Below are 25,823 nucleotides of genomic sequence, written 5' to 3'. Positions count from 1 at the left end.
TAATTGTGATTTAACGCCAATACTTTGAATGCTAATTATCTTCCTGACAATTCGTACCATACATTTCTTCCAAAATCGAAATAAAGCATAGAAGTAGGCGATACAGTGACGCGAGAAGCCGAATTTCCTTTCATTGGGTAAATAGGCGCCCAGTTAGTACCTTCTGTAGTACATTCAACAATAAGATTTACATGGTCGTGCAAGCCGAGATATCCTATCTTCAAGGTATTACGCTGCATTTCCTTGCTCTCAAAGTCACTGGTACTGAATGAGTTAATTGCAACATTTGGATTACCAAGACCAGGAAGTTTAATTCTTATTTTGGTAGTCATCATGTTTGGATCAGTGAAATTTGACTCGGTAGAATTAGAACTTGACGTGCTTCCCAGCTCGGCTATATTAAACAATAGCGTCCTTCCTAGTTGCTCTGGGTGAACTGTATACTCATAGGCATCGCCCACATGCTGCAAGTTATAAGGCTCCACTGCTTCTACATAATAAGCAACTTGCTCTTGTCTGATAGCTCCTCTTATCTGTTGGGCATCTATGAAATTAATGTTTTCTGGAGTTATGGTATGAAATCCAATTTTTTCAGATGTAACTGCCCTGTCTGATATTTTTTCGGGGGTAACTGCCCTGTCTGATATTTTATCGGAAGTAACAGCGCTATAATCAAGGTGATTGCTGGTGATGGTATTAGAATTCAAATGATAACCATGAATAGAAGAAGGAGAAATTTTTTGTGCAGTAACAGCGTTCCCGGATATGTGGAATTCGCTGATTGCGCTATAAGCAACTTTACTTCCGTCTACTGATCCATAGGCAATTTTGGGAGCTGTAATTGACCCGTCTGCAACCTCTGCGTTTCCGCTTCTTTCTGCATATAAGGCGTAAGGAACGCTCATCATTTGATTCGTTCCCATATCAACATAGTTGTTTCCACCATTTGGATCGATCTCTACCTGGACAAACTTTGGCCCGTCTCCCCAGTTTATTCCTGGAAAAAACCCGTAAGCTGCGTTACCTGATCCAACGTTTACCGTGAATAAGCCTAACTTATTTGTCATTGCACTTTGAACTTCCTGATATAGGGGTGCATCAAATGAATTAGGCCCGGTTTTAATAGTAAACCTAACCGAAACCATTTGATTCGCCAGGAGGCCTCCATTACCATTCCGGGCTACCGCTTGATAGGTGATCCCTTGCGGAGCTTTAACTGTGTTAGTAGGTGGATAGTCGGTGCTGGGCGCCTGCGCGTAAGCGGCACCTGTTAATAAACATGCAATTGATAAAGTTTGTAAAAAGTGTTTCATGCTTTGTTTTTAATGTGTTTACTTAGTTAATGTGTTTGTTTATCTGATATCGCATCTTTCATTTGCTAGCCTTTCAGAAACGACATTGCAGTTGAATTAAGAGACGAAGCCGGTCCTTCCGGTCGTCTTTAAAATGCTCGTATTACGATGGAAAAACGGCTTTGTTAAGGTCGGGATGTCCGAAAATCAGAAGTTCGGACAGAAAAATGGTCTACTTTCTCATCGAAACACACCTATGCGGCTTCGCTATTTCCACAACCTTCCCACGTTCATTCCCAACGGAAGGAACAAGCACTTTTTAATGGAATGAAATATGAAGGAGAGTTCTAATTGTACCGGTTCTATGCAGAAACAAAGGACTTTCTTTTTTCCAAATATTCGGAGGGACTAGCATTTGTTGACTTCTTGAAAGCCGCGAAAAAAGTGCTTCTTGAAGAAAAACCGGCTTCAGAGGCAAGGCCCTCTAAAGTCAAACCCTTCCAGCTATCATCGGAAAAGCGTTTCAGAATATAATTCACGCGATGATGGTTAACAAAATCAGTGAAACGCTGCTGGTAGTGCTGGTTAAGTATGTAAGAAAGGATGCGGGGAGGAATTTCCACTTTGGCAGCAAAAGTTCCTATGTTGATTCTTTTTTCCCGGAATAGCTCCTCATTCTGAATTTTCTGTTCAAGTACCGCTATATAATACCTTACGGTTTCTTCGTCAAATGAAGCTGCTCCGTCTTCGCTTAGTTCTGTCAGCTTCTCCTCCGTCACCTTGCCACCTCCACTCATAAGCTGAGAGGAACCAGCAGATATCCGGGCAGCAAATTCTTGTTCTGTATAGCTTCTTAGTCCATAAAGGATTTCTGGTTTGTAGAACAGACTTAATACAATCCCCAGAAAGGAAAAAGAAACCAGAGTGATAGGTAAGGAGTCGAGCTCTTTTAATGGCCTTCCCGCTACAATGTGCGCATCTACCTGTACAGTCAAAACAAGAAGATTAAAATAAATTAGAGAAAGCAAAACAGTGAAGGACACAAGCCATTGAAAAGCAGGCTTCCCAAGCTTTGGGTAAGCTCCTCCTCCCTCCGCATACTTCCAAAGAAACCCCGCCTGCAACCCCAAGTAAATGAACGCTTGCAACAACCGAAGATGAAAATGACTATAGGACGGCAAAAAACCCATTTTTACCAGATGCGCCATCCGTACATCTTCAAGCATGGCCTTAATATTTCCCTCCCACAGGGTGGCACCCGCAAGATAAAACGGCATAAGATCGACAACAGCGAACGCTGCCAATACAAAATGTAACAGATCGCTCTTTTTAAACTTGCTGTCGTTTCTGATCTTTCCTTTTACGTATAGAAAAGAAATAGGTGGTATCAGATAATAAAATGGAATGCAGATACCGTGAAGTGGGGGCACCTGAAGGATTAGACGAGTAACAAATAGCTCATATACCAGAAAATAGGTCGATAGTAGAAGTAAGGCCGCGCCTAAGAGCTTGCTGAGATATGGATTGCTAACTTTCTTAAAAAAGAGGATGCTGCTGATTATCAGACTTCCTCCTAATCCCCCTAACAGTAAAATATCGTAAAATTTAATCATTCTCCTCAGCTTCCCCGCAGTAAGTACAATGTGAAAGATACTACGCAAAGAGAAACGAAGGGTTACATTTGGTTTACATTCGATTTCGTAAATAATCAAAAAAGCCCCTTACATTGCTATAAGAGGCTCCATCTATCTAACCTTTAAATCTGGTTCAGTTTTTATTTCTTCAGCTTCGACAGGTTCAGCTTCAGATTCAACTCAAAGTTACCGTTGGTGTTACCGGCAAGGTCTGCAGTACCTGAAGTGTACATCCCGTGGATACGGATAGCTGGTGTTGCTTTAACGCCCATCCCTACCGACATGCTTTGAGTAGTGTGGTATAGCATCAGCACGTTCACCTGCTCTTTGGCTAGCGTAATGTTGGTACCGATATCCATGATGTTATCCAGTCCTTTGATATCCCGGTAGCGGAAGGTTGGTTCCAGTCCCAAGCCGTCTACTGCATTCGGGAAGCTGAACTTATAGCTTAGCGAAGCAAAGTAGCCGGAACGGTCTACCAGTTGACTACCTTGTGCTTCTTCCTGCTGAAAGAACGACTTCAGGTTGGGAAGGGCAAACTGAGCTGTTAACCTGCTGCCTACGTACGCTGCTCCGAAATCTCCGTCAAGGAAAGTTTCCCGTTGCTGAAAGCGGCTTACTGATAGGTCATTCTGATCTCCGTCCATCTGGTCGTTCATAATGCGTTCGTACATCAGTCCTAAAGAGACGCCGAAGCTCAGGTGCTGACCTTCGCTGTTTAGTGGAAGGTGGTAAGCATAGCTGGCTGACACCCGGGTATTCTTGATCAGTCCTGCCTCGTCGTTGTAGAGGTTCAGTCCTAAACCTGTCTTTTTACCGGATCCGTACACTGCCGTGATCGACTGTGTTTTGGGTGCTCCTGGTAATACGCTCCACTGTTGTCTTGCTGCCAGATCTAGTTGTACGCCCTGCTCTGTTCCTGCCATTGCAGGGTTAAGGATGTAAGGGTTCTGGTAGTAAGTGGCGCCAAGCGGGTTAAGTTGAGCGTTCGCTTCGTTTGCCGTGAGCCCGGCTAGCAGCAGCAGGGAGAGACTCCCTGCTTTGCTGATTAGTTTTTGTATAGTATTTAATGTTTTCATTCTTGTATGATATCTGCTTTTGCTTTGCCAGAGGTCATTCTCTGATACTTTTTCTTGATAAAAAGTATCCAAAAATCAAGGACTTCCCAAGGTGCCTTTTCGCTCAAGGCTTTCCCGCATTTTGACATCAGCGCTCAGGGCTGCGTCTGCTTTTCCCCTTCGCTATGCCCGGACTTCGGAAAACTAGCCAATGCCCTTTTCCTCGCTCCGGGCCTGCTGATCTCAAAATCTTTCCGGCACTGAGGGAAGTCCTCCCCTCCGATCAACTTTTGTTTGTAAACGACCTTTTCTCCTCTTAGTCCCTCACTATCGTGATAAATCCTTTGATCTTCTCCGCACCCGGACCGAAGTCTACAATGTAGTAGTAGGTATCTTCAGCCAACGGGGATCCCTGGAAGGTTCCGTTGAACTCGTTGCTGTAGTTCGTTTTGCTGTAAAGCAGACGACCAGCTCTGTCGAAGATTTTTACCACATTGTTCGGGTACATATCGATGTTGCGAATCACGAAGTTATCGTTCACCCCGTCACCGTTTGGTGTTACGATGTTGGTTCCGTCTACTACCTTAAAGTCGGCCAGTACTTCGATAGTAATGCTTTGGGTGCTTACGCAGCCGTTGGCATTGGTAACCGTTACCGTATAAGTAGTAGTTTCACTTGGACGAACATTCAGAGTACTTAGGTTCTTCGCTACGCTCACAATGCCGTTTGCATCTGCCCAGCTGTAAGTCAGACCTGTATTGCCTCCTGTTACTTCTGCTTTCAGCATTGCTGTCTCTCCTTTTGACAAGCTTAAGCCTTTGTCGGAACCGATGGCAATTACCGGAAGTGGGTTAACGTTTAGCGTAAAGCTTTTTAAAATTGTATTGACACCGCCGTTCTCAGTCCCGCCGTTATCTTCAACCATTACATTAACTACCGCTAAACCAATAGAACCTTCATTCAAACTATACCGAACAGAAGCCTTTCCATCTACCGCTTGAATAACAGCAAGGGATCTAAACATCGCATTGTTAGAAGTACTTACTGAAACTACGGTTCCCTGACTTGCATCTTGCCCTGGAGTAATTCCGCTTAATGCTACTGTTTGCTCTGTAGTGGTGTAACAGATAGTCGAATTAGCGATGTTATCTAAAGTAGGCTGTTCGTTGACATCGCCCAGAGAAATCACAAACTCTCTCTCCAGATAGAACCCGAACTGAGTTGTGGAACGTACCCTTACAGAATAGCTTGCTTTTTCTTCAAAGTTCAGAACTTCCTTCGTTTTCAACCGGTCTCCTTCTATAATGAATCTGGAGTTATCAGTGTCTCCTGCTCCATCCACCAATGAAAAACCGAAAGTCACATTAGGATCTTCGGCTGTAGATACCAAATCCCCTGCTAGCTGACCTGCTGCTTGATTTTCCCAGATTGAACGAGGATTAAAGCTGACGGCGTTCGGCGTAGCAGTTGCCTCCGGTAATCGAAGAACTTTCAAATCGAATGTTCTTATTGTGGACGCATTGTTTTTTGAAACTGTTGCTGTTAAAGTTACTGCTGCATCCCCTAGCGAATAATATGGCCGGGTTACATTTCCAGCTGCATCTATTACTCCTGCCTTGTTCGAAATCCAGCTAATCTCTGTTCCATAAAGACCTGCACTTTTGAGCACAATATTCTTTGTGATCGTTGTAGAATTGTCTCCAGTTTGGAACAATAGAGCCAGATCCTCCTTCGCTAATAGCACTGCTTCTGCATCAGTTATCGCATTTTTAAGCACAGTAATCTCGAAGTCCTTCGTCTCTGTTGCTGCGCCACGGGTGATCGTTGCTGTAAGTTCTACCTCCGTATCACCTGTGATAAACGATGGACGTGTTACCGTTCCGTCAGCTGCAATTACTGCAGGGTTGTTGGATGACCAGCTGATTGTTGATCCATGAAGACCCGCTGTTTCCAATGTTACGTTCTGAGTTACCGAACCAGCAAGATCGCCCGGCTGGTACTTTACTTTCAGGTCCTCTTTAGTAAGCATTACTGCTTCTGCATCTGTTGCTGCATTTTTAAGCACAGTAATCTCAAAGTCCTTCGTCTCTGTTGCTGCGCCACGGGTGATCGTCGCTGTAAGCTTCAACTCAGTATCACCTGTGATAAACGATGGACGTGTTACCGTTCCGTCAGCTGCAATTACTGCAGAGTTGTTGGATGACCAGCTGATTGTTGATCCATGAAGACCTGCTGTTTCCAGTGTTACGTTTTGCGTTACCGAACCAGCAAGATCACCTGGCTGGTACTTTACTTTCAGGTCCTCTTTAGTCAGCGTTACTGCCTCTGCATCGGTGGCTGCATTTTTAAGCACAGTAATCTTGAAGTCTTTTGTCTCTGTTGCTGCACCACGGGTGATCGTTGCTGTAAGTTCTACCTCCGTATCACCTGTGATAAACGACGGACGTGTTACCGTTCCATCCGCTGCAATTACTGCTGGGTTGGTGGATGACCAGCTGATCGTTGATCCATAAAGACCTGCTGTTTCCAGTGTTACGTTTTGCGTTACCGAACCAGCAAGATCACCTGGCTGGTACTTTACTTTCAGGTCCTCTTTTGCAAGCATTACTACTTCTGCATCAGTAGCTGAATTTTTAAGCACAGTTAGATCAAAATCTTTCGTCTCTGTTGCTGCGCCACGAGTAATTGTTGCTGTAAGTTTTACCTCCGTATCACCGGTGATAAATGATGGACGTGTTACCGTTCCATCCGCTGCAATTACTGCTGGGTTATTGGATGACCAGCTAATAGATGATCCGTAAAGACCTGCTGTTTCCAGGTTTACATTCTGTGTTACAGAAGTAGCATTATCGCCAAGTTGGTAGGTTACTTTCAGATCCTCTTTTGCAAGTGTTACAGCTTCTGCATCAGTAGCTGAATTTTTAAGCACAGTTAGATCAAAATCTTTCGTCTCTGTTGCTGCGCCACGAGTAATTGTTGCTGTAAGTTTCACCTCGGTATCACCGGTAGTAAACGATGGACGTGTTACGGTTCCATCCGCTGCAATTACCGCTGAGTTATTAGATGACCAAATGATAGTTGATTCGTGAAGACCTGCTGTTGCCAGGTTTACATTCTGTGTTACAGAAGTAGCATTATCGCCAAGTTGGTAGGTTACTTTCAGATCCTCTTTTGCAAGTGTTACAGCTTCTGCATCTGTTGGTTCCGAGTACTTTTTAATTGCCAAGTCTAGGGCATTTTGAATAGAAGAATAGTCAGCATAACCATCATTCGGACGCTGCGAAATAAGGTCTGCGCAAGCAGCATCTTTTGATGCTTCATTTAAGGACTGATATTCTGAAAGGTCAAGACCATAGGTAGCATCCTCGATTGCGGATCGCATATCTGCATTAGAGAGCGCAGCGTTTATCTTAGCCACAGGAACCCGTTGTTCCATAGCAACCACGAAACTTCCCTCTATATCCGATTTCTTTGCATAGCCATCTACAGGGCGGTTTTCTAAAACCAGAGCAGCAACCGAATTTCTGTCAGCTATCTGCCAGGAAAAATATTTATCGAGGAAAAGAGCGAGCGCCGGACTTTCTAAAGCCACCTGTGCCTCTGCAACAGTTGCAGAACTATTTACAGCTGCAATTGCACTACGGGTTTTAACTTGTTGATTGAACAGGTATTGCAGCGCACTGAAATCTTCAAATCCTTCAACAGGCCGGTTATTCAGTACCCCTGTTGCCACTGCAGAACGATCTGCCACTGCCCAGCTGGCGTATGAGCCTAGAGTAAGACCGAGACTGCCATCCTCCAAAGCTAGCTCCATGCTTGTACCGGTTGCGGCCGTATTAACTGCAGCCAAAGCTGCCCGGGCATCAAGCGCAGCATTGAAAGCATTTTGAACTTCGGATTGATTGGAAAAGCCTCCGGCAGGGCGGGATGCGAATACTTCAGACACCACCGCTAACCTATCTGCAACTGCCCAGTTTGGATACGCTCCTAAATTTAGTTCTAAAGCACTATCTTCCAGAGCTGACTTAAGCTCCTCGAGGGAAGCAGCGGCATTAACATTAGCGACGGGTGAATGTGCCACCATGGCGACATCAAAAGCCATTTGCAGGGCTGCAACGTCGGCGTATCCTGACGCCGGCCGACTTGATAGCACCAGCAATGCGACGGCAGCCCGATCAGCTGTTGTCCATGTTGGATACGATCCTAAAGTCAATCCCAACATGGAATCTTCTAGTGCTTGCTCCATTGTTGGGGCGTCATTTGCTATATTAACTACCACCATCGGCATGCGCATAGCTAGTACTCCGTCGAACACGGTTTGTAATGATGCTAAATCTTCATATCCATCGTTGGGACGTTGTTCTAGCATACCGGATGCAACCGCTGTCTGCTCTGCGGCTGGCCAATTAACGTAAGCACCAAGCGACAAGTTAAGCTTTGGATCCTTTAAAGCTGCCTCCATGCTACTTGCATCCCCGGCATTGTTAACAGCGTCAAGGAGGGAACCTTTTGCTATTGCCTCGTCCAGAGCAGATTGAATATCATCAAAGGTGGCAAAACCACTTTCAGGACGGTTATTTAATAGATTAGAACATGCTAATTCCTGATCGCCAGTCGGCAAAGAATTATAAGTTGTTAAATCTAAACCTAATCCCGGGTTTTCAATGGCCACCTTTATCTCCGCTGTAGAAGTTGCACTATTGATCGCAGCCACAGATTTACGCGCCTCCATGTAATCAGAAAAAGAGTTATAAACAGATGCAAGATCAGAATAACCCGCTCCTCTTCCGAAAAACATTTGTTCGGCAATGAATAACCTATCAGCTAGTCGCCATTTAAAGTACTGAGACAGGTCAAGACCAAGCTCAGGACTTTCTATTGCTTCCTGCATCGCCTTCGTCGAGAATGCTTCATTTACCATAAACAAGGGATCTTCAACTTGGGCTGCACGGGTTAAATGATATTGCTTATACCATACCCTGCCGTTTTCCGCTGTTGCATGAAGTTCTCCTTTTTCATTCAACTTCATCAACTTCGATGATTCCCAGTTTTTAGATAAAACCGGGTGGGAACTACTGACCAATAAAAGGGAAAATACGGTAGTTTTTACTACCGAAGTAAGTACACGTTCTGCCATTCAGAATAATTAGTGTGTTTAGAAATGTGTTAAATAGGACCTAATACTTTTGAAAAAAAGCAACAAACAAGAGAGGTTAATTGCACGCAGGCGTTCTACGAGGCTCTTTTACTTAGGTTGCATTTTTTCTTTAGAGAAGATAAAAGGCATTGATTGCGAGGATAAAAACTTTTAAACAGAGTTGTTTCTCCTCAATTTGCTGGCGCAAAAAAAGCAAAAAAGCCCCTTACATTGCTGTAAGAGGCCCCATCTATTAACCTTTAAATCTGGTTCTTTCTCTGTGATCGGACGGCTTTCAGCCATCCGACCACTCTTCTCTCAGAACAGAATAGCTTTCCTAAGAATGGTCCGATGATGAGCGCGCCTGTGATCGGACGGCTTCCAGCCATCCGACCACTCTCTTCACATTGCCTCCCCGCCATCCGACTCTCTTCTATTTCTTTAGCTTCGACAAATTCAATTTAAGATTCAGCTCAAAGTTCCCGTTGGTATTGCCGGCAAGATCTGCAGTACCTGAAGTGTACATCCCGTGAATACGAATAGCTGGTGTAGCTTTAACACCCATCCCTACTGACATGCTTTGAGTTGTGTGGTACATCATCAGTACATTCACCTGCTCTTTGGCCAGGGTAATGTTGGTACCGATATCCATGATGTTATCCAGTCCTTTGATATCCCGGTAGCGGAAGGTTGGTTCCAGTCCCAAGCCGTCTACTGCATTCGGGAAGCTGAACTTATAGCTTAGCGAAGCAAAGTAGCCGGAACGGTCTACCAGTTGACTACCTTGTGCTTCTTCCTGCTGAAAGAACGACTTCAGGTTGGGAAGGGCAAACTGAGCGGTTAGTCTCCTGCCTACGTACGCTGCTCCAAAATCTCCGTCAAGGAAAGTTTCCCGTTGCTGGAAGCGGCTTACGGATAGGTCATTCTGATCTCCGTCCATCTGGTCGTTCATAATGCGTTCGTACATCAGTCCTAAAGAGACGCCAAAGCTCAGGTGCTGACCTTCGCTGTTTAGCGGAAGGTGGTAAGCATAGCTGGCTGACACCCGGGTGTTTTTGATCAGACCGGCCTCGTCATTATAAAGGTTCAGTCCTAATCCTGTTTTCTTACCTGATCCGTACACTGCCGTAATTGATTGTGTTTTGGGTGCTCCTGGTAATACGCTCCACTGTTGTCTTGCTGCCAGATCTAGTTGTACGCCCTGCTCTGTTCCTGCCATTGCAGGGTTGAGGATGTAAGGGTTCTGGTAGTAAGTGGCGCCCAGCGGGTTAAGCTGAGCGTTTGCTTCGTTTGCTGTTAAGGCAGTGATCAGAAGCAGGGAGAGACTCCCTGCTTTACTGATGATATTTTTTAATGTTTTCATTCTTGTGTGATACCTATTTGTTGCTTCTGTTCCTTTTGTCTTGAAACAAAAGGAACCAAAAATTCAAGGACTTCCCAAGGTGCCTTTTCGCTCAGGGCGCTCGCGCATTTTGACATCAGCGCTCAGGGCTGCGTCTGCTTTTCCCCTTCGCTATGCCCGGACTTCGGAAAACCAGCCAATGCCCTTTTCCTCGCTCCGGGCCTGCTGATCTCAAAATCTTTCCGGCACTGAGGGAAGTCCTCCCCTCCGATCAACTTTTGTTTGTAAACGACCTTTTCTCCTCTTAATCCCTCACTATTGTGATAAATCCTTTGATCTTCTCAGCACCCGGACCGAAGTCTACAATGTAGTAGTAGGTATCTTCAGCCAACGGGGATCCCTGGAAGGTTCCGTTGAACTCGTTGCTGTAGTTCGTTTTGCTGTAAAGCAGACGACCAGCTCTGTCGAAGATTTTTACCACGTTGTTCGGGTACATGTCGATGTTGCGGATCACGAAGTTGTCGTTCACCCCGTCACCGTTTGGTGTAACGATGTTGGTCCCGTCTACTACCTTAAAGTCGGCCAGTACTTCGATAGTAATGCTTTGGGTGCTTACGCAGCCGTTGGCATTGGTAACCGTTACTGTGTAAGTAGTAGTTTCTGATGGACGAACATTCAGAGTAGCCAGGTTTTTCGCTACGCTTACGATACCGTTAGCATCTGACCAGCTGTAGGTTAGACCTGTGTTTCCGCCTGTTACTTCCGCTGTCAGCATCGCTACTTCTCCTTTTGACAAGCTTAAGCCTTTGTCGGAACTGATCGCAATCACCGGAAGCGGGTTAACGTTAAGAACGAAGCTTTTCAGGATCGTATTGACTCCCCCGTTTTCAGTACCTCCGTTGTCAGTTACCTGGATGTTAATCACTGCTGACCCGGTTGCACCCTGGTTTAAAGTGTAGTTCAATACAGCAGTACTATTTACTGCTTGTGTTACAGCAATCGTCTTAAACATCCGGTTGTTGCTAGTACTTACTGATACTACTGTTCCCTGCCAGGTCTCTGGTCCTGCTGTAATTCCACTTAAAGCTACGGTCTGCTGTGCTTCAGTGTAGCAAATAGCAGAGTTGGCAATGTTGCTCAGAGTCGGCTGCTCGTTTACATCAGTGATACTTATTACAAACTCCTTTTCCAATCCGAACCCGTACTGAGTAGTCGATTTAACACGAACGCTATAGCTCGCCTTTTCTTCGAAGTTCAGTATTTCGTTTGTTTTGATTTGGTTGCCAACGATGGTAAACTTACCATTGTCTGTACTTCCTGTTCCTGGCACTAACTGGTAAGAGAAAGTAGCACCCGGATCGTCTGAAGTTGAACTTAATGTACCGGCAAGGGTAGCAATTGCTGAATTTTCGTACACAGTACTTGTCGCAAGACTTACACTTGTCGGCGCCTCAGGAAGATCCTTTACATTGACCTTCACTGTTTCCTGCGTCGAGGTATTTAAGCCATCGCTCACTGTAACTATCACGTTAAACGTGGCCTTGTTCTCGTAATTGAAATCATCGCGGTCGTTCACGCTCAATACCCCTGTTTGGGCATTAATGCTTACTGCCTGTACTCCGTCATTGTCGAAGTCGTTCTGATTAACAATTGTATAAGCTTGTAAGGTGCTTACATTTCCTGCGTCAGATGCAGAAACTACACCGATACGTGTTCCCGTAGCACTATTCTCATCCACTTGGAGGACTTGCAGAGGTGTAACTACCGGTTTCACAGCATCCACCCTTACTAATGAAGGTGATGCGATGTTATTTAAGCTAATATTTGCATTATTACCAAGCGCATCTGTGATTTTTGAACTTTCGCGAACAAGACCTTGTACTTGTACGCCATCTACATCCAATTCTTCAGCCTGTACTGTATAGGCATAGCTGATGCTGGTCGCCGTTTTTGACTTATACGCGGCGCTTCTCGAATTCAAGCCAATTTGGATGTTCAATTTTGAATCAGAACCGATTACAGTTAACTCCTCGTCAAAGTTCACAGTAAAGCTTAATTCTTCACCTGCTTTGTACGTTTTGTTCGCAGGCACAGAAACTGAAACTACAGCGGGGCCGGTTTGGTCAATGATATAAGCTTCTCCTCCATTGAAATTTTTAGTTGAAGCATTTTGTAAATAATCGACAACCTGTGAATTAGCCACATAGCTCAGCTTCAGCTCGCCGTCACCAGTGATCTGCTCAACCGTTACTTCGTATTCTGAAGCTGCAGGTATTGAAGGTACCGGTGTTGGATCCGTTGGTGTTGGTGTTGGATCTGTTGGTGTTGGTATTATTGTTGGAACATAGGTAGAGAAAACTGCTATCGAAGAGTTTGTACCTGCATTTATAGCATGAACTGAAGTAATAACTCCGTCAACTGTTCCTGTCTTGCCAAGCTGGAATGCTTGAGTATTCAGTCCGGTCACTTTCTCTGAAAATTTCACGCGATATATAACAGCTCCTACTTTTGTCTTCTCAACAGTTGGCATTGAACGCGTAATACTCTCTACCTCAGGACCTGTTTGGTCAATGGTATAAACTTCGCCGTTAACAAAACCACCATCTGCAATCAAATTACCTGCTTCGTCAGAAACAGCAGTATTGGCAGCATTCAGATCAAGACGAAGGTCTCCGTCGCCTTTCACGTCAATTACCTCTACGTCGTAAACGTTCGGCTCTTTTAGTTTTCCTAAGGTTGCAAAACCATATTGCATTCCAGGAGAGACTGAAGAAATTGTTCCGTCGGCGTTTCCTGTTTTAGTAAGCGTGAAATCGTTAACATCAACACCGCTTACACTTTCAGAAAAAGTTACACGATAAGTTACCGACTTAGCATTCGTCAACTGTTCCCGGTTTTCGGCACGCGTTATGCTTTCTACCTGTGGCAACGTTTGATCGATCAGGTAGTAATCTCCGTTATTATAGCCCGAAATGTTTTCATTACCCACGTAATCTACAATACCGTTTCCTGTCTTTTTAAGACTAACGGACAGACTACCATTTCCTTTAATATTGCCCACTACTACCTCAAATGCAGTTGTAAATGGTGTAGTAACGGCAGAAGGAAGACTTACCGGAGTAACTGAAAGAATTTCAGCAGTTAGCTCTGCAGAAAGGTTTAACTCGAAATCTTCTTTATCTACACCTGTTACGGCTTCATCAAACTCTACGCGGAAACTTACTTCCTTGGCGTTAGTAGTAGATCTTTCAGGCTTTGCTCCTGAAATCATTTGAACTTCAGGGGCCTTTTTATCGTAATCTACTGTTGAGTTGTCAGACGTAAAACTAACTGGGTCGCTGGTATTTCCAACCTTATCAGATGCTACAATTTCGAATTGAATGAATCCTCCTTCGTCATCACTTTTCAACTGATAGGAAGCTGTATATTCATCCGAATCAGGAATACGGTCAGCACTAACGGTGTTACCTGCAATTTTAACTTTAGCCTCAGCAGTCTCGTTTATATTAAATGTTAGCGTAACCTTATTACCGGCTTTTGCAACAGATGGGTATTCGTTATCGGAAGCAATTTTCACGTTGCTTATTACCGGTGCTGACTTATCGAAGTGTACAAAGCTTAGATCAGTAGTTGAAGTAACAGCGACTCCAGGGTTACCTGCCTTGTCTTTGAATTCAATTGTGAATGGAACGGAACCTTCTGTAGTAGTAGACACTAAAGTCACGCGAGCGGTCCAGGCACCTAAGAGGTTCATTATCGTCGCGTTTTCTCCAGCGATGTTTACGGCCGTAGGCTGAATCTCCTCATTTCCTGTAAAGCTTAAAGTTACCTTATCACCTACTTTTGCTAACTTATTATCTTCATTGTTGGATACAATCCCAACCGTAACCAAGATAGGAGCTGTATTATCTATTGTATACTCCTCCCCACTTTTGTAAGTGCTTATTGCTTCCGGACTAACACCAGAGACACCTGTAAAGTCAAGCCTTACAGAACCCTCTCCTGTCCCTGTATTTACAGTAACAGTATAGTTTTTTCCGGATCCGGTTAGATTCGTAATTTCGGCGTCACTAACAGCGCCTGTTGTAAAAACTAAGAAGTCAGATGCATCTACCCCGCTTACTTCATTTTCAAATGTCACTTTGAAATCCACTAAGCCTGATTTAACCCTGGGGGCGAATGAACGCTTTATAGATACCACTTTAGAATTAACCGGTTGGGTGATGGTAAACTTTTCTTCTTTTATACAGCCATTGTCGTCAGTAATAAGAACAGACCATTCACCGGCAGTTAGTCCGGAAACACTGGAAGTACCGTCGCCTGTAGGGGTACCAGGGGTCCACTCATATGAATAGCCACCAGTGCCTCCACTAACAGAAACGGAAGCAGTTCCATCAGAACCACCGAAGGTGCTAACTTCTGTTTGATTAGGAGTTACAACTATAGCACTTGGTTCTGATATTGTAACGAATTCCTCGTCAGTGCATCCGTTTTCGTCAGTAATTGTAACTGTATACATTCCCGCACTTAGACCGGTAGCAGTTGCCGATGTTCCACCCCTAGGCGCCCAGGAATAGGAAAGCTGGCCTGTTCCCCCACTTGCCGTTACAGTAGCGGCCCCATTTGTTGCTCCATGACAAGATACATTAGTAACGGATGTGATCGAAGCTGTAATTTTAGAAGGCTCAGCAATGGTTGCCTCCACTACTTTTGAGCATCCGGTTGCATCCTTAATTGTAACCTTATAAGTACCCGGGCCCAAATCTTTCCTATCTTCTGTAGTTATTCCGTCTTCCCACAGAAAGGAGTATGGCTCTGTTCCGCCTGAGGGGCTTAGATCTATAGATCCGTCGGACTTACCATTGCACGATATATTTTTCACAATCGCGTTACCACTAATCGCGGGGGCGTTTACAGTTATTGAAGGAAAAGTAGTTGGGTAAATATTTAATGCCTGAAGCGAGAAATAATACACACCTGCCTCTGCTTTATCCGTAACTTTTATTGCCCATTCATGCTCCGTTACCGTCGATACACCAGACTTAGTTGAGAACACAATATTGGATGCATGACTCATATCGATAAACTGGCCTGAAGCATATTCCCCTGTTGCCGAATGAACGAGCTGCTTAGTTGTCAAAGTTTCATCGGATACATGAGCACTTCCCGCCTGAACAAAAGCGTTAGCGGAGTTCGTGTTAATAAGTGTCCATGGCCCGCTTGGACTCCTCGAATATGAAATTTGGTAACCAACTGTTTTTGAAGATGGGTTGGTGGTGGAGGGATCAGGATTTACCTGAAAAGCCATTCTTAATCGAATAACTTCGTCAGCGTGACAAACTGACTGACTCACAGCCTCGTCCTGTCCTGCACGCCAGGCAGCTGTAGCTTCCGAACCATTATCCTTCCGCCATCGCCATTCCTTCTGCGCCACATTGGCGTTAGAATAGGCCAGATAACTGGTAAAGGTTAAAATACATAAGAGTAGAATTCTCTTCATACTTGCTTTTTTTGTTTGTTTAACTATTTGGATTTATTTAATAAGCGCTTGAATAAATTAAAAACCGGAAATAATAGAATCCCAGCAAGGAATAGTTTGAAAATGCTACTACTTACAGGAGCAAGGTTATTGGGATAAATATTAGCTGTGAGAGTCCCGGCGTTTTTTCCATCTGTCTCACTTACAATTTCACCATTCGCCCGAATCACCCCGCAGAAACCCATATTGTTATTCACTATTAGATCCTTCCTGTTTTCTACCGCCCTCAGCCGGTTGTTGTAGAAGTGCTGGCGGGTGATGAAGCAATCGGAAAACCAACCATCATTTCCAACATTTATCAGGTACTTCGCACCTTCGCTAACTAAACCAAAGGCGAGAAATGGATTTGTGGACTCGTTGCAAAGCATTATTCCCGCTTTACCCCATGGCATTTGTATTGGTCCTTTGTTTGCTCCAGCGGCCATCTTTAAGTCGTAACTACTTAGGAAGGGAAGGATAATTCCACCTTCTTCCGTCAAAAGCGGCTTTTCAACTACGCCAAGCAAGTCTTGTTTATCATATCGCGCTTCACTACTTCCCGAAGGATTTAGGAAATACACAGAGTTTGCTATCGTACCCTGAGACGGATGTTGTGCGGTATTCATTCCTATAAGAGTGAAGCATTTTTCTTTCGCAGTTGTCTGCGCCAGCTCGTTTATGAAATCATCCTGGGGAGCATAGGTCCAGGGTACAACTGTTTCTGTCCATACGATCAAATCCGGCTTAGTAGCTGCCGCCTTTTGGTTTAAGGCAAACAAATGCGAGACGAGGTTATTTGCCGAACCCTCATCCCACACGGTAGAAGGATTAAGCCCCGGCATTGCAAGGGTTACCGAAAAGCTGTCTTTGTAGAAACCGGCTGTTTGTGCAGATACACTATTATATAGCAAATAGCCTAGGCAGAGTTGAAAAGCGATTAAGCCTGCTGACACCGTGGCGAACACCCATCGTTTCAAAAGAAAAGCGGATGCTAAATAATAGGCAATCACTACAGTCATAAAAGACAGTATAAATACCTGGCCGAATGCAGCTAGCTGGATTAAATAGAGACTCCTTCCATATGTTACACCTACTGTAAAACCTAGCCAGGGTAATGCACTAAACAAAGAAGACCTTAGAATCTCAAATCCAACCCATACGGCTGCGGTTGTGAGTGCATTTATTAGCTGAGAAAGTCTTCCGGCTTCTGCCGACGTCAGCATGACACTTAAATAAAATTGCAGCCCGAAAAACAGACCCAATATTAGGGACGATCCAAAGTAACACAGCAGGGCTAGCAGAACGCTCCCCTTAGCGTAGTTCGTTACAACCGCAATCATCCAATAATTAAGAATCAGTGATGATACTGTGCCATAAAGCAGGCCCGTGCGGAAGCTTTCCTTCCCCGAGGACAATTTTATTTCCAGAAAAAGGAGGAGTGCAATAGCTGGCACTATAGGTACGAAACTCACATAAATCAAAGAAACCGATGTTAAAACAGCGGCTGCAAGTATTATCAGAGTTTTGGAATACTTCTTAAAACCAGATGAGGAAATGGACAAAGAGGACTTAGGGCCTGTCAGGCTTGCTACTCCCCCTTGGTGAGTTGAATTCGGCCGACCAGACAGCGCTTCCCCGGAATTCCCCGACCTTATAAATGTTATTAAATTCTCCACGTTAAGAGTCAAAATTCAACAAATCAAAACCGCACCGTGCGAACAGGACACAGATCTGTCAGACTGGAAAGAAATTAATCCTCCTCAGTCAAAATGCTTTACGTTAAAAAGAATGGGAAAAAGTAGAGCCACTTCCACACATTCATCATACCTTCACAACAAACAGGACGTCTGTTAACAATGCTGTCTTTTACGGAGACCCTTATTGTATGTTACAACAAATAATACTTTTTTATGACCTACTTCTCGCTAGAATAATCGTCATATCGAGTCCCCCCGATAATTGTTTATCGTATTAAAAAGCTTCAATCTCTAAGAGCCTCAAGTTTCTTTTTCATAGGTGGTTCAAAGATGAGAGCATTAGTGATCGGACGGCTCCAAGCCATCCTGCCACTATCTCCTGCTTAAAATCAAAAAAGCCCCTTACATTGCTGTAAAAGGCTCATTTTTTTAACCACTAAACCTTATCGGTCTTACTTTTTTAACTTCGACAGGTTCAGCTTCAGATTCAGCTCAAAGTTACCGTTGGTGTTACCGGCAAGGTCTGCAGTTCCTGAAGTGTACATCCCGTGGATACGGATAGCTGGTGTAGCTTTAACGCCCATCCCTACTGAAAAGCTTTCGGTAGTGTGATACATCATCAGTACATTCACCTGCTCTTTAGCCAGGGTGATGTTGGTACCGATATCCATGATATTATCCAGTCCTTTAATATCCCGGTAGCGGAAGGTAGGTTCCAGTCCCAAGCCGTCTACTGCATTCGGGAAGCTGAACTTATAGCTTAACGAAGCAAAATAGCCGGAACGGTCTACCAGCTGACTGCCCTGTGCTTCTTCCTGCTGAAAGAACGACTTGAGGTTAGGAAGGGCAAACTGAGCGGTTAACCTGTTGCCAACATAAGCTGCTCCGAAATCTCCGTCGATAAAGGTTTCCCGTTGCTGAAAGCGGCTTATCGATAGGTCGTTCTGATCTCCGTCCATCTGGTCGTTCATAATGCGTTCGTACATCAGTCCTAAAGATACGCCGAAGCTCAGGTGCTGGCCTTCGCTGTTTAGCGGCAAATGGTAAGCATAGCTGGCCGAAACCCGGGTGTTTTTAATTAGTCCGGCCTCGTCATTATAAAGGTTCAGTCCTAATCCAGTTTTCTTACCTGATCCGTACACTGCCGTGATCGACTGTGTTTTGGGTGCTCCCGGCAATACGCTCCATTGTTGTCTTGCTGCCAGATCCAGTTGTACGCCCTGCTCTGTTCCTGCCATTGCAGGGTTGAGGATGTAAGGGTTCTGGTAGTAAGTAGCGCCAAGCGGGTTAAGTTGAGCGTTCGCTTCGTTTGCTGTTAAGGTAGTGATCAGGAGCAGGGAGAGGCTCCCTGCTTTGCTGATGATATTTTTTAATGTTTTCATTCTTGTGTGATACCTATTTGTTGCTTCTGTTCCTTTTGTCTTGAAACAAAAGGAACCAAAAATTCAAGGACTTCCCAAGGTGCCTTTTCGCTCAGGGCGCTCCCGCATTTTGACATCAGCGCTCAGGGCTGCGCCTGCTTTTCCCCTTCGCTATGCCGGGGCTTCGGAAACCGACCGAAGGGAGTTCATTGAGGCAATTTGAAATAATACGATCGCTCAATAAACCAGCCAAGGCCCTTTTCCTTGCTCCCGGGCCTGCTGATCTCAAAATCTTTCCGGCACTGAGGGAAGTCCTCCCCTCCGATCAGCTTTTGTGTGTAACTCGATCTTTTCTCCTTTTAATCCCTTTTTATTGTTAGGTCAAGGAAGTTTATTGGCCCGGATATTGGGAGGGCCGTCTGGCGCCCCTCCCTTTTACCTTTTCCCTTTAACCTTCCTCTTAATCTCTCACTATCGTGATAAATCCTTTGATCTTCTCAGCACCCGGACCGAAGTCTACAATGTAGTAGTAGGTGTCTTCGGCTAATGGGGAGCCGTTAAAGGTTCCGCCCCAGTCGTTGCCGTAGCTGGACTTACTGTACATTAGTCTACCTGCTCTGTCGAAGATCTTCACCACGTTGTTCGGGTACATATCGATGTTGCGGATCACGAAGTTGTCGTTCACCCCGTCACCGTTTGGTGTCAGGATGTTGGTTCCGTTTACAACTTTGTAGTCGGCCAGTACTTCGATGGTAATGCTTTGGGTGCTTACGCAGCCGTTGGCATTGGTTACCGTTACTGTGTACGTAGTTGTCTCGCTTGGACGAACTGTCAAGTTCTGCGTATTCTGTCCGCTCAGGATGCCGTTTGCATTGCTCCAGCTATACGTTAAGCCATTGTTTGCTACCGACACATCTGCTTTCAGTACCGCTACTTCTCCCTTTGAAAGACTGGTGCCTTTGTTAGAAGTAATAGCTATTACCGGAAGCGGATTCACGCTTAGGGTAAAGCTTACTGCCTTGAAGTCTACTCCTCCGTTAGCTATACCGCCGTTATCCTGCACCAGCACTGTTATTACTGCTGTTCCGCTGGCATTTGCTGCCAGTTTATAGCGCAACTGTGCTGTTCCGTTTGCAGTAGCTTGAGTCACCGAAAGTACTTCAAACAAGCTGTTGTTGCTCGAACTTACCGAGACTGCTGTAGTTTCATTCGCATCCGGTCCCGGCGTAATGTTGCTCAGAGGCACAATTTGCTGTGCTGAAGTGTAACAGATCGTCGAGTTAGCCAGGGCATCGATAGTAGGTGCTTCGTTCACGTTATTGATAGCAATCGTGAACTCCCTGTCTAAATGCAACATACTGTTCTGAGCAATTGAGCGTACTCGCACTTTATAGTTTGCTTTGTTCTCGAAGTTCAACGGTGCTTTCGTTCTGATCTGGTTGCTTCCGCTCGCGATCTCAAACAAACCATTATCTGTATCTCCAGCTCCCGCTACCAGTTCGTATTTGAAGCTAGTGCTCGGATCATCAGAAGTCGAGCTTAGTGTTCCGGCCAATGTTCCTGCTGCAGCATTTTCAAATACTGTAGCTGCTGCCAGTGTAATGCTGGTTGGGAAACCTGGTGTAACCGTTAGCACTCCGTTTACATGAGTGATAGTGTAGTTGGCAGCTGTTGCTCCGCTTACTACAATCGGGTATGTTCCCTGAGGAGACATTGGATCTGCCGTAGTTGAGAAAGATGGCTGAGTTGTCAGTACCGCACTGGTTTCCCCATTTACAAAGCCGCTGTAGCTGGCTGAGAAAGCCGGCAGTGGCAAGCCCTGGAACTTCGTCTTGTTATCTGCAGTGATGGTTAACAGTTTCCGATCTACCGTCAAGGTCGCATTTGCATTGCTAACGTTATAGTTGGCAATTCTGCTTCCCGGATCGTTAATAGTAGCAACAATCGGATAAGTGTTTCCTGCAGCAGCTGTTGGCGCAGCACCTATACTGTTTCTAGTAATCGTGATGTTGTCGCCACTAACAATACCTGTAACTGTTCCTGCAAAATCACCGTTAGTTAATTCTTCTCCATAGGTTTTGCTGCGATCCGTATTCGTAACTGTCAGGTTTTTCCTGTTAACGGTCAACGTTCCATCCAGGTTGGTAACCGTGTAGTTTGCAACACGATTATCCGGGTCATTAATGGATGCGACAATTGGGTAAGTAGCGTTCGCATTCGCCTGCACGTCCGCACCCGTACTGCTTCGTGTAATGGTAATATCATCACCTGCAACCACCCCCGATAGACTACCTGCAAAATCGGCATCTGTTAAAACGTCGCCGTACACCTTTGAACGGTCCGTATTTACAATCACCAGGGAAGCCTTGTTAATTGTAAGTACTCCGTTTGTATTGGTCACAGTATAATTTGCCAGTTTGTTTCCGGGATCACTGATGGTAGCCACGATCGGATAAGTAGTACCCACAACTGCAGTTGCTGTTGCTCCTGTACTATTTCGGGCGACGGTGATATTATCTCCGCTTACTACCCCGGTAATACTACCTGCAAAGTCGCCATCCGTCAAAGTCTCTCCATACGTTTTTGAACGGTCGGTATTCACAATGACCAGCCCTTTTTGATTTACTGTCAAGGTCTGCACTACGTCCGGCGCAGCATTATAACTGCCGCTTCCTGGCTGACTTGCGGTGATCTGCGTACTTCCCGCCTTCAGGATTGTTGCTGTATTTCCACTGATAGCTACTACCGACGGATCAGCTGCCGTATACGTTACGGTTAAGCCTGCGGAGCTATTTGCATTACCGAGTGTAAACGCTAAGTCACCGTAAGTTTTGGTAGCTATCGTGTTGAATGTAATAGTTTGGTTCGCCTTCGGCACGGAACTGACGTCTGTGCTCACACTGCTTTCATTTCCCGCATGATCAACGGCGCGGATATTATAATAATACACGGTGCCATTAGTTAAGCTTGTATGAGTATACGAAGTAGTTCCTGCAGCAATTTCTGTCAACAGACTGGCTGGAGCCGGACTCGTTCCTGCATAGATCCTGTATCTGCTGAGATCAGATTCTGTATTTGCATTCCAGCTTAAATCAATCTCTGTATCCTTAGAGGCAGCAGCTAGCCCGGTTGGAGTAAGTGGCGCCGTCTTGTCGAAAGTTACCGATCCTGTTGCACTGGTCACCGCTGTTCCTGCATTACCTGCCAGATCAGAGTAGCTGATGTTGAATAACACAGTTCCTTCTGCATCTGTGGATGCCATGGTGTAGGTAGCCTTCCAGTCGTTGCCTCCAACATTTGTTACCGTTGCCGCTTGTCCTGCGATACTAACTGAAGGGGTGGCAACTGTTTCACTCGATGTGAAGCTTACTGTTACCGCATCTCCTACTTTAGCAAGTGCATTGTTCGCATTATTTGATGCGATCGTCACCCCACTTAGTGTTGGCGTAGTTTTATCAAACGTTACTGATCCTGTTCCGCTGCTTACCGTAGTTCCTGCATTACCTGAAAGATCCGAGAAGCTGATGCTGAACGGAACGCTTCCTTCTGCATCCGTAGATGTCATCGTATACGTAGCTTTCCAGTCGTTACCGGAAACATTCGTTACGCTTGCTGTTTGTGTTGCGATCGTCACTGAAGGAGTAGCGATGGTTTCACTCGATGTGAAGCTCACTGTTACCACATCTCCCACTTTTGCAAGTGAAGTATTGGTATTATTTGATGCTATTGTTACTCCGCTTAGCGTTGGTACAGCTCTGTCGAAAGTTACTGAGCCTGTTCCACTGTTTACTGCAGTTCCTGCATTACCTGCAAGATCTGAGAAACTGATATTGAATGCCACTGTACCTTCTGCATCCGTGGAAGTCATTGTATAGGTCGCCTTCCAGTCGTTACCCGAAATATTCGTCACGCTTGCGGTTTGACCTGCGATACTAACGGATGGGGTAGCGACAGTTTCACTGGAGCTGAAAGTTACTGTTACTACATCTCCTACTTTAGCTAGTGAAGTATTGGTATTGCTTGATGCTATGGTTACCCCGCTTAGCGTCGGTAAGGTTCTGTCAAAAGTTACCGATCCTGTTCCGCTGTTAACTGTTGTTCCTGGGTTACCTGCAAGATCTGAGTAACTGATGCTGAACGGAACGTTTCCTTCTGCATCTGTGAGTGCCATTGTATAGCTAGCCTTCCAGTCGTTACCTGAAACATTTGTTACCGTTGCTGTCTGTCCTGCGATACTAACTGAAGGGGTGGCAACTGTTTCACTCGATGTGAAGCTTACTGTTACGACATCTCCTACTTTAGCCAGTTCATTGTTCGCATTATTTGATGCGATCGTCACCCCACTTAGTGTTGGCGTAGTTTTATCAAACGTTACGGATCCTGTTCCACTGCTTACCGTAGTTCCTGCATTACCTGAAAGATCCGAGAAGCTGATGCTGAATGGAACATTACCTTCTGCATCCGTAGATGTCATCGTATACGTAGCTTTCCAGTCGTTACCGGAAACATTCGTTACGCTTGCTGTTTGTGTTGCGATCGTCACTGAAGGAGTAGCGATGGTTTCACTGGAAGTGAAGCTTACCGTTACCACATCTCCCACTTTCGCTAATGAAGTATTGGTATTATTTGATGCTATTGTTACTCCGCTTAGCGTTGGTACAGCTCTGTCGAAAGTTACTGATCCTGTTCCACTGTTTACTGCAGTTCCTGCATTACCTGCAAGATCTGAGAAGCTGATATTGAATGGCACATTCCCTTCTGCATCCGCGGAAGTCATTGTATAGGTAGCCTTCCAGTCGTTACCAGAAATATTCGTCACGCTTGCGGTTTGACCTGCGATACTAACTGAAGGAGTAGCAAGAGTTTCACTCGATGTGAAGCTAACTGTTACTACATCTCCTACTTTAGCTAATGAAGTATTGGTATTGCTTGATGCTATGGTTACCCCGCTTAGGGTTGGTAAGGTTCTGTCAAAAGTTACCGATCCTGTTCCGCTGTTAACTGTTGTTCCAGCATTGCCTGCCAGATCCGAGTAACTGATGCTGAATGGAACGTTTCCTTCTGCATCTGTGAGTGCCATTGTATAGCTAGCCTTCCAGTCGTTACCTGAAACATTTGTTACCGTTGCTGTCTGTCCTGCGATACTAACTGAAGGGGTGGCAACTGTTTCACTCGATGTGAAGCTTACTGTTACCACATCTCCTACTTTAGCAAGCTCATTGTTCGCATTATTTGATGCGATCGTCACCCCACTTAGCGTCGGTGTAGTTTTATCAAACGTTACTGATCCTGTTCCGCTGCTTACCGTAGTTCCTGCATTACCTGAAAGATCCGAGAAGCTGATGCTGAACGGAACGCTTCCTTCTGCATCCGTAGATGTCATCGTATACGTAGCCTTCCAGTCGTTACCCGAAACGTTTGTTACGGTTGCTGCATTTGTGGCAATACTAACTGAAGGGCTTGCGATCGTTTCACTGGAAGTGAAGCTTACTGTTACCACATCTCCCTCTTTTGCCAGTGAAGTATTGGTGTTATTTGATGCGATTGTTACTCCGCTTAGCGTTGGTACAGCTCTGTCGAAAGTTACTGATCCTGTTCCACTGTTTACTGCAGTTCCTGCATTACCTGCAAGATCTGAGAAGCTGATATTGAATGGCACTGTACCTTCTGCATCCGTGGAAGTCATTGTATAGGTAGCCTTCCAGTCGTTACCCGAAATATTCGTCACGCTTGCGGTTTGACCTGCGATACTAACGGATGGGGTAGCGACAGTTTCACTGGAGCTGAAAGTTACTGTTACTACATCTCCTACTTTAGCTAGTGAAGTATTGGTATTGCTTGATGCTATCGTTACCCCGCTTAGCGTCGGTAAAGTTCTGTCAAAAGTTACCGATCCTGTTCCGCTGTTAACTGTTGTTCCAACGTTACCTGCAAGATCTGAGTAACTGATGCTGAACGGAACGTTTCCTTCTGCATCGGTTGATGTCATTGTATAGCTAGCCTTCCAGTCGTTACCTGAAACATTAGTTACCGTTGCTGTCTGTCCTGCGATACTAACTGAAGGAGTAGCAAGAGTTTCACTCGATGTGAAGCTTACTGTTACCACATCTCCCACTTTAGCCAATGAGGTATTGGTATTGTTAGATGAAATAGCTACTGCTGTTAGAACAGGCGCCGTGTTGTCAATTGTATAAACCTCACCGCTTGTGTATGCGGAACTCATATTAGGAGTTACGCCTGTAAGGCCGGTAAAATCAAGACGCAATGTTCCGTTTCCACTAATTGAAGTTACCGGAACGGCCCAGGTTGTTCCTGAACCAGTAGGTGTACCAATAGTTCCTGTCACATCACCTGTTACACTTAAAGTAAAGTCTGTTGCGTCGACTCCCGTTACACTGGTCCCAAAGGTTACTGTAAAATCAGCTACCGTATTGGTAGAATTTCCAGAAGTCCGCACAATTGATGATACGGAAGGAGAAGGTTGAGTTACAGATGCTGTTACTGTTCCTGTGCAACCATTGTTGTCAGTTATTATAACAGTATAAGATCCCGCCGCAAGTCCGGTACGATCTTCAGTGGTAACGCTACTTCCCCAATTATATGTGTATGGAGGTGTTCCTCCATTAGGCGTGAGGTTAATAGCCCCATTTGCACCACCATAGGTAGAAACACTCGTCACTACGGTACTGCCTGAGACTGGTGCAGTCGGCTGCGTTACCGCTACCGTTACTGTACCTGTACAACTATTGGCATCCGTAATCACTACTGTGTAAGTTCCCGCTGC

At 45.2% G+C, this 25,823-nt stretch carries 9 protein-coding genes; all 9 read right to left on the bottom strand.

The features are described from left to right. Nucleotides 1-35: 35 nt before the first annotated feature. The 9 genes from J4N23_RS13550 to J4N23_RS21265 all read right to left on the bottom strand — a co-directional run bounded on the left by J4N23_RS13550 (nt 36) and on the right by J4N23_RS21265 (nt 25,802). Nucleotides 36-1,313, bottom strand: coding sequence for a hypothetical protein (locus tag J4N23_RS13550; protein WP_207428053.1), 1,278 nt, complete (start codon nt 1,311-1,313; stop codon nt 36-38). Nucleotides 1,314-1,654: 341 nt separating this feature from the next. Next, nucleotides 1,655-2,905 (bottom strand): helix-turn-helix domain-containing protein, encoded by a 1,251-nt coding sequence (locus J4N23_RS13545; RefSeq protein WP_207428052.1) that lies wholly within the window; start codon nt 2,903-2,905, stop codon nt 1,655-1,657. A 161-nt stretch (nt 2,906-3,066) separates the two neighbouring features. Further along, on the bottom strand, nt 3,067-4,005 hold the full coding sequence (locus J4N23_RS13540; RefSeq protein WP_207428049.1) for a PorP/SprF family type IX secretion system membrane protein: 939 nt from the start codon (nt 4,003-4,005) through the stop codon (nt 3,067-3,069). Nucleotides 4,006-4,300: 295 nt separating this feature from the next. Continuing rightward, nucleotides 4,301-9,121, bottom strand: coding sequence for a gliding motility-associated C-terminal domain-containing protein (locus tag J4N23_RS13535; RefSeq protein WP_207428047.1), 4,821 nt, complete (start codon nt 9,119-9,121; stop codon nt 4,301-4,303). A 433-nt stretch (nt 9,122-9,554) separates the two neighbouring features. Next, nucleotides 9,555-10,484 carry a PorP/SprF family type IX secretion system membrane protein gene (locus J4N23_RS13530; protein ID WP_207428045.1) on the bottom strand — a complete coding sequence of 310 codons (930 nt, stop codon included), beginning with the start codon at nt 10,482-10,484 and terminating at the stop codon, nt 9,555-9,557. A gap of 283 nt (nt 10,485-10,767) precedes the next feature. Beyond that, a complete protein-coding gene (locus J4N23_RS13525; protein WP_207428043.1) occupies nt 10,768-15,963 on the bottom strand; it encodes a gliding motility-associated C-terminal domain-containing protein in 5,196 nt (1,731 codons plus the stop codon). A gap of 23 nt (nt 15,964-15,986) precedes the next feature. Then, nucleotides 15,987-17,657, bottom strand: a complete 1,671-nt coding sequence (gene lnt / locus J4N23_RS13520; RefSeq protein ID WP_370527271.1) for an apolipoprotein N-acyltransferase — start codon at nt 17,655-17,657, stop codon at nt 15,987-15,989. 473 nt (nt 17,658-18,130) lie between these two features. Then, nucleotides 18,131-19,060, bottom strand: a complete 930-nt coding sequence (locus J4N23_RS13515; RefSeq protein ID WP_207428038.1) for a PorP/SprF family type IX secretion system membrane protein — start codon at nt 19,058-19,060, stop codon at nt 18,131-18,133. A 439-nt stretch (nt 19,061-19,499) separates the two neighbouring features. Continuing rightward, nucleotides 19,500-25,802 (bottom strand): MBG domain-containing protein, encoded by a 6,303-nt coding sequence (locus J4N23_RS21265; protein ID WP_207428036.1) that lies wholly within the window; start codon nt 25,800-25,802, stop codon nt 19,500-19,502. Nucleotides 25,803-25,823 lie beyond the last annotated feature (21 nt).

It is taken from the genome of Pedobacter sp. SYSU D00535, from assembly GCF_017355855.1.
In the GTDB taxonomy this organism is placed as follows: Bacteria; Bacteroidota; Bacteroidia; order Sphingobacteriales; family Sphingobacteriaceae; genus Desertivirga.
Note: the sequence above shows the minus strand (reverse complement) of the source record. Positions and strands in the feature narration are given on the sequence as shown.

Excerpts from the sequence above, each read along its gene's own strand:
- J4N23_RS13550 (WP_207428053.1), bottom strand. The coding sequence starts at position 1,313 with ATGAAACACTTTTTACAAACTTTATCAATTGCATGTTTATTAACAGGT.
- J4N23_RS13545 (WP_207428052.1), bottom strand. The coding sequence starts at position 2,905 with ATGATTAAATTTTACGATATTTTACTGTTAGGGGGATTAGGAGGAAGT.
- J4N23_RS13540 (WP_207428049.1), bottom strand. The coding sequence starts at position 4,005 with ATGAAAACATTAAATACTATACAAAAACTAATCAGCAAAGCAGGGAGT.
- J4N23_RS13535 (WP_207428047.1), bottom strand. The coding sequence starts at position 9,121 with ATGGCAGAACGTGTACTTACTTCGGTAGTAAAAACTACCGTATTTTCC.
- J4N23_RS13530 (WP_207428045.1), bottom strand. The coding sequence starts at position 10,484 with ATGAAAACATTAAAAAATATCATCAGTAAAGCAGGGAGTCTCTCCCTG.
- J4N23_RS13525 (WP_207428043.1), bottom strand. The coding sequence starts at position 15,963 with ATGAAGAGAATTCTACTCTTATGTATTTTAACCTTTACCAGTTATCTG.
- J4N23_RS13515 (WP_207428038.1), bottom strand. The coding sequence starts at position 19,060 with ATGAAAACATTAAAAAATATCATCAGCAAAGCAGGGAGCCTCTCCCTG.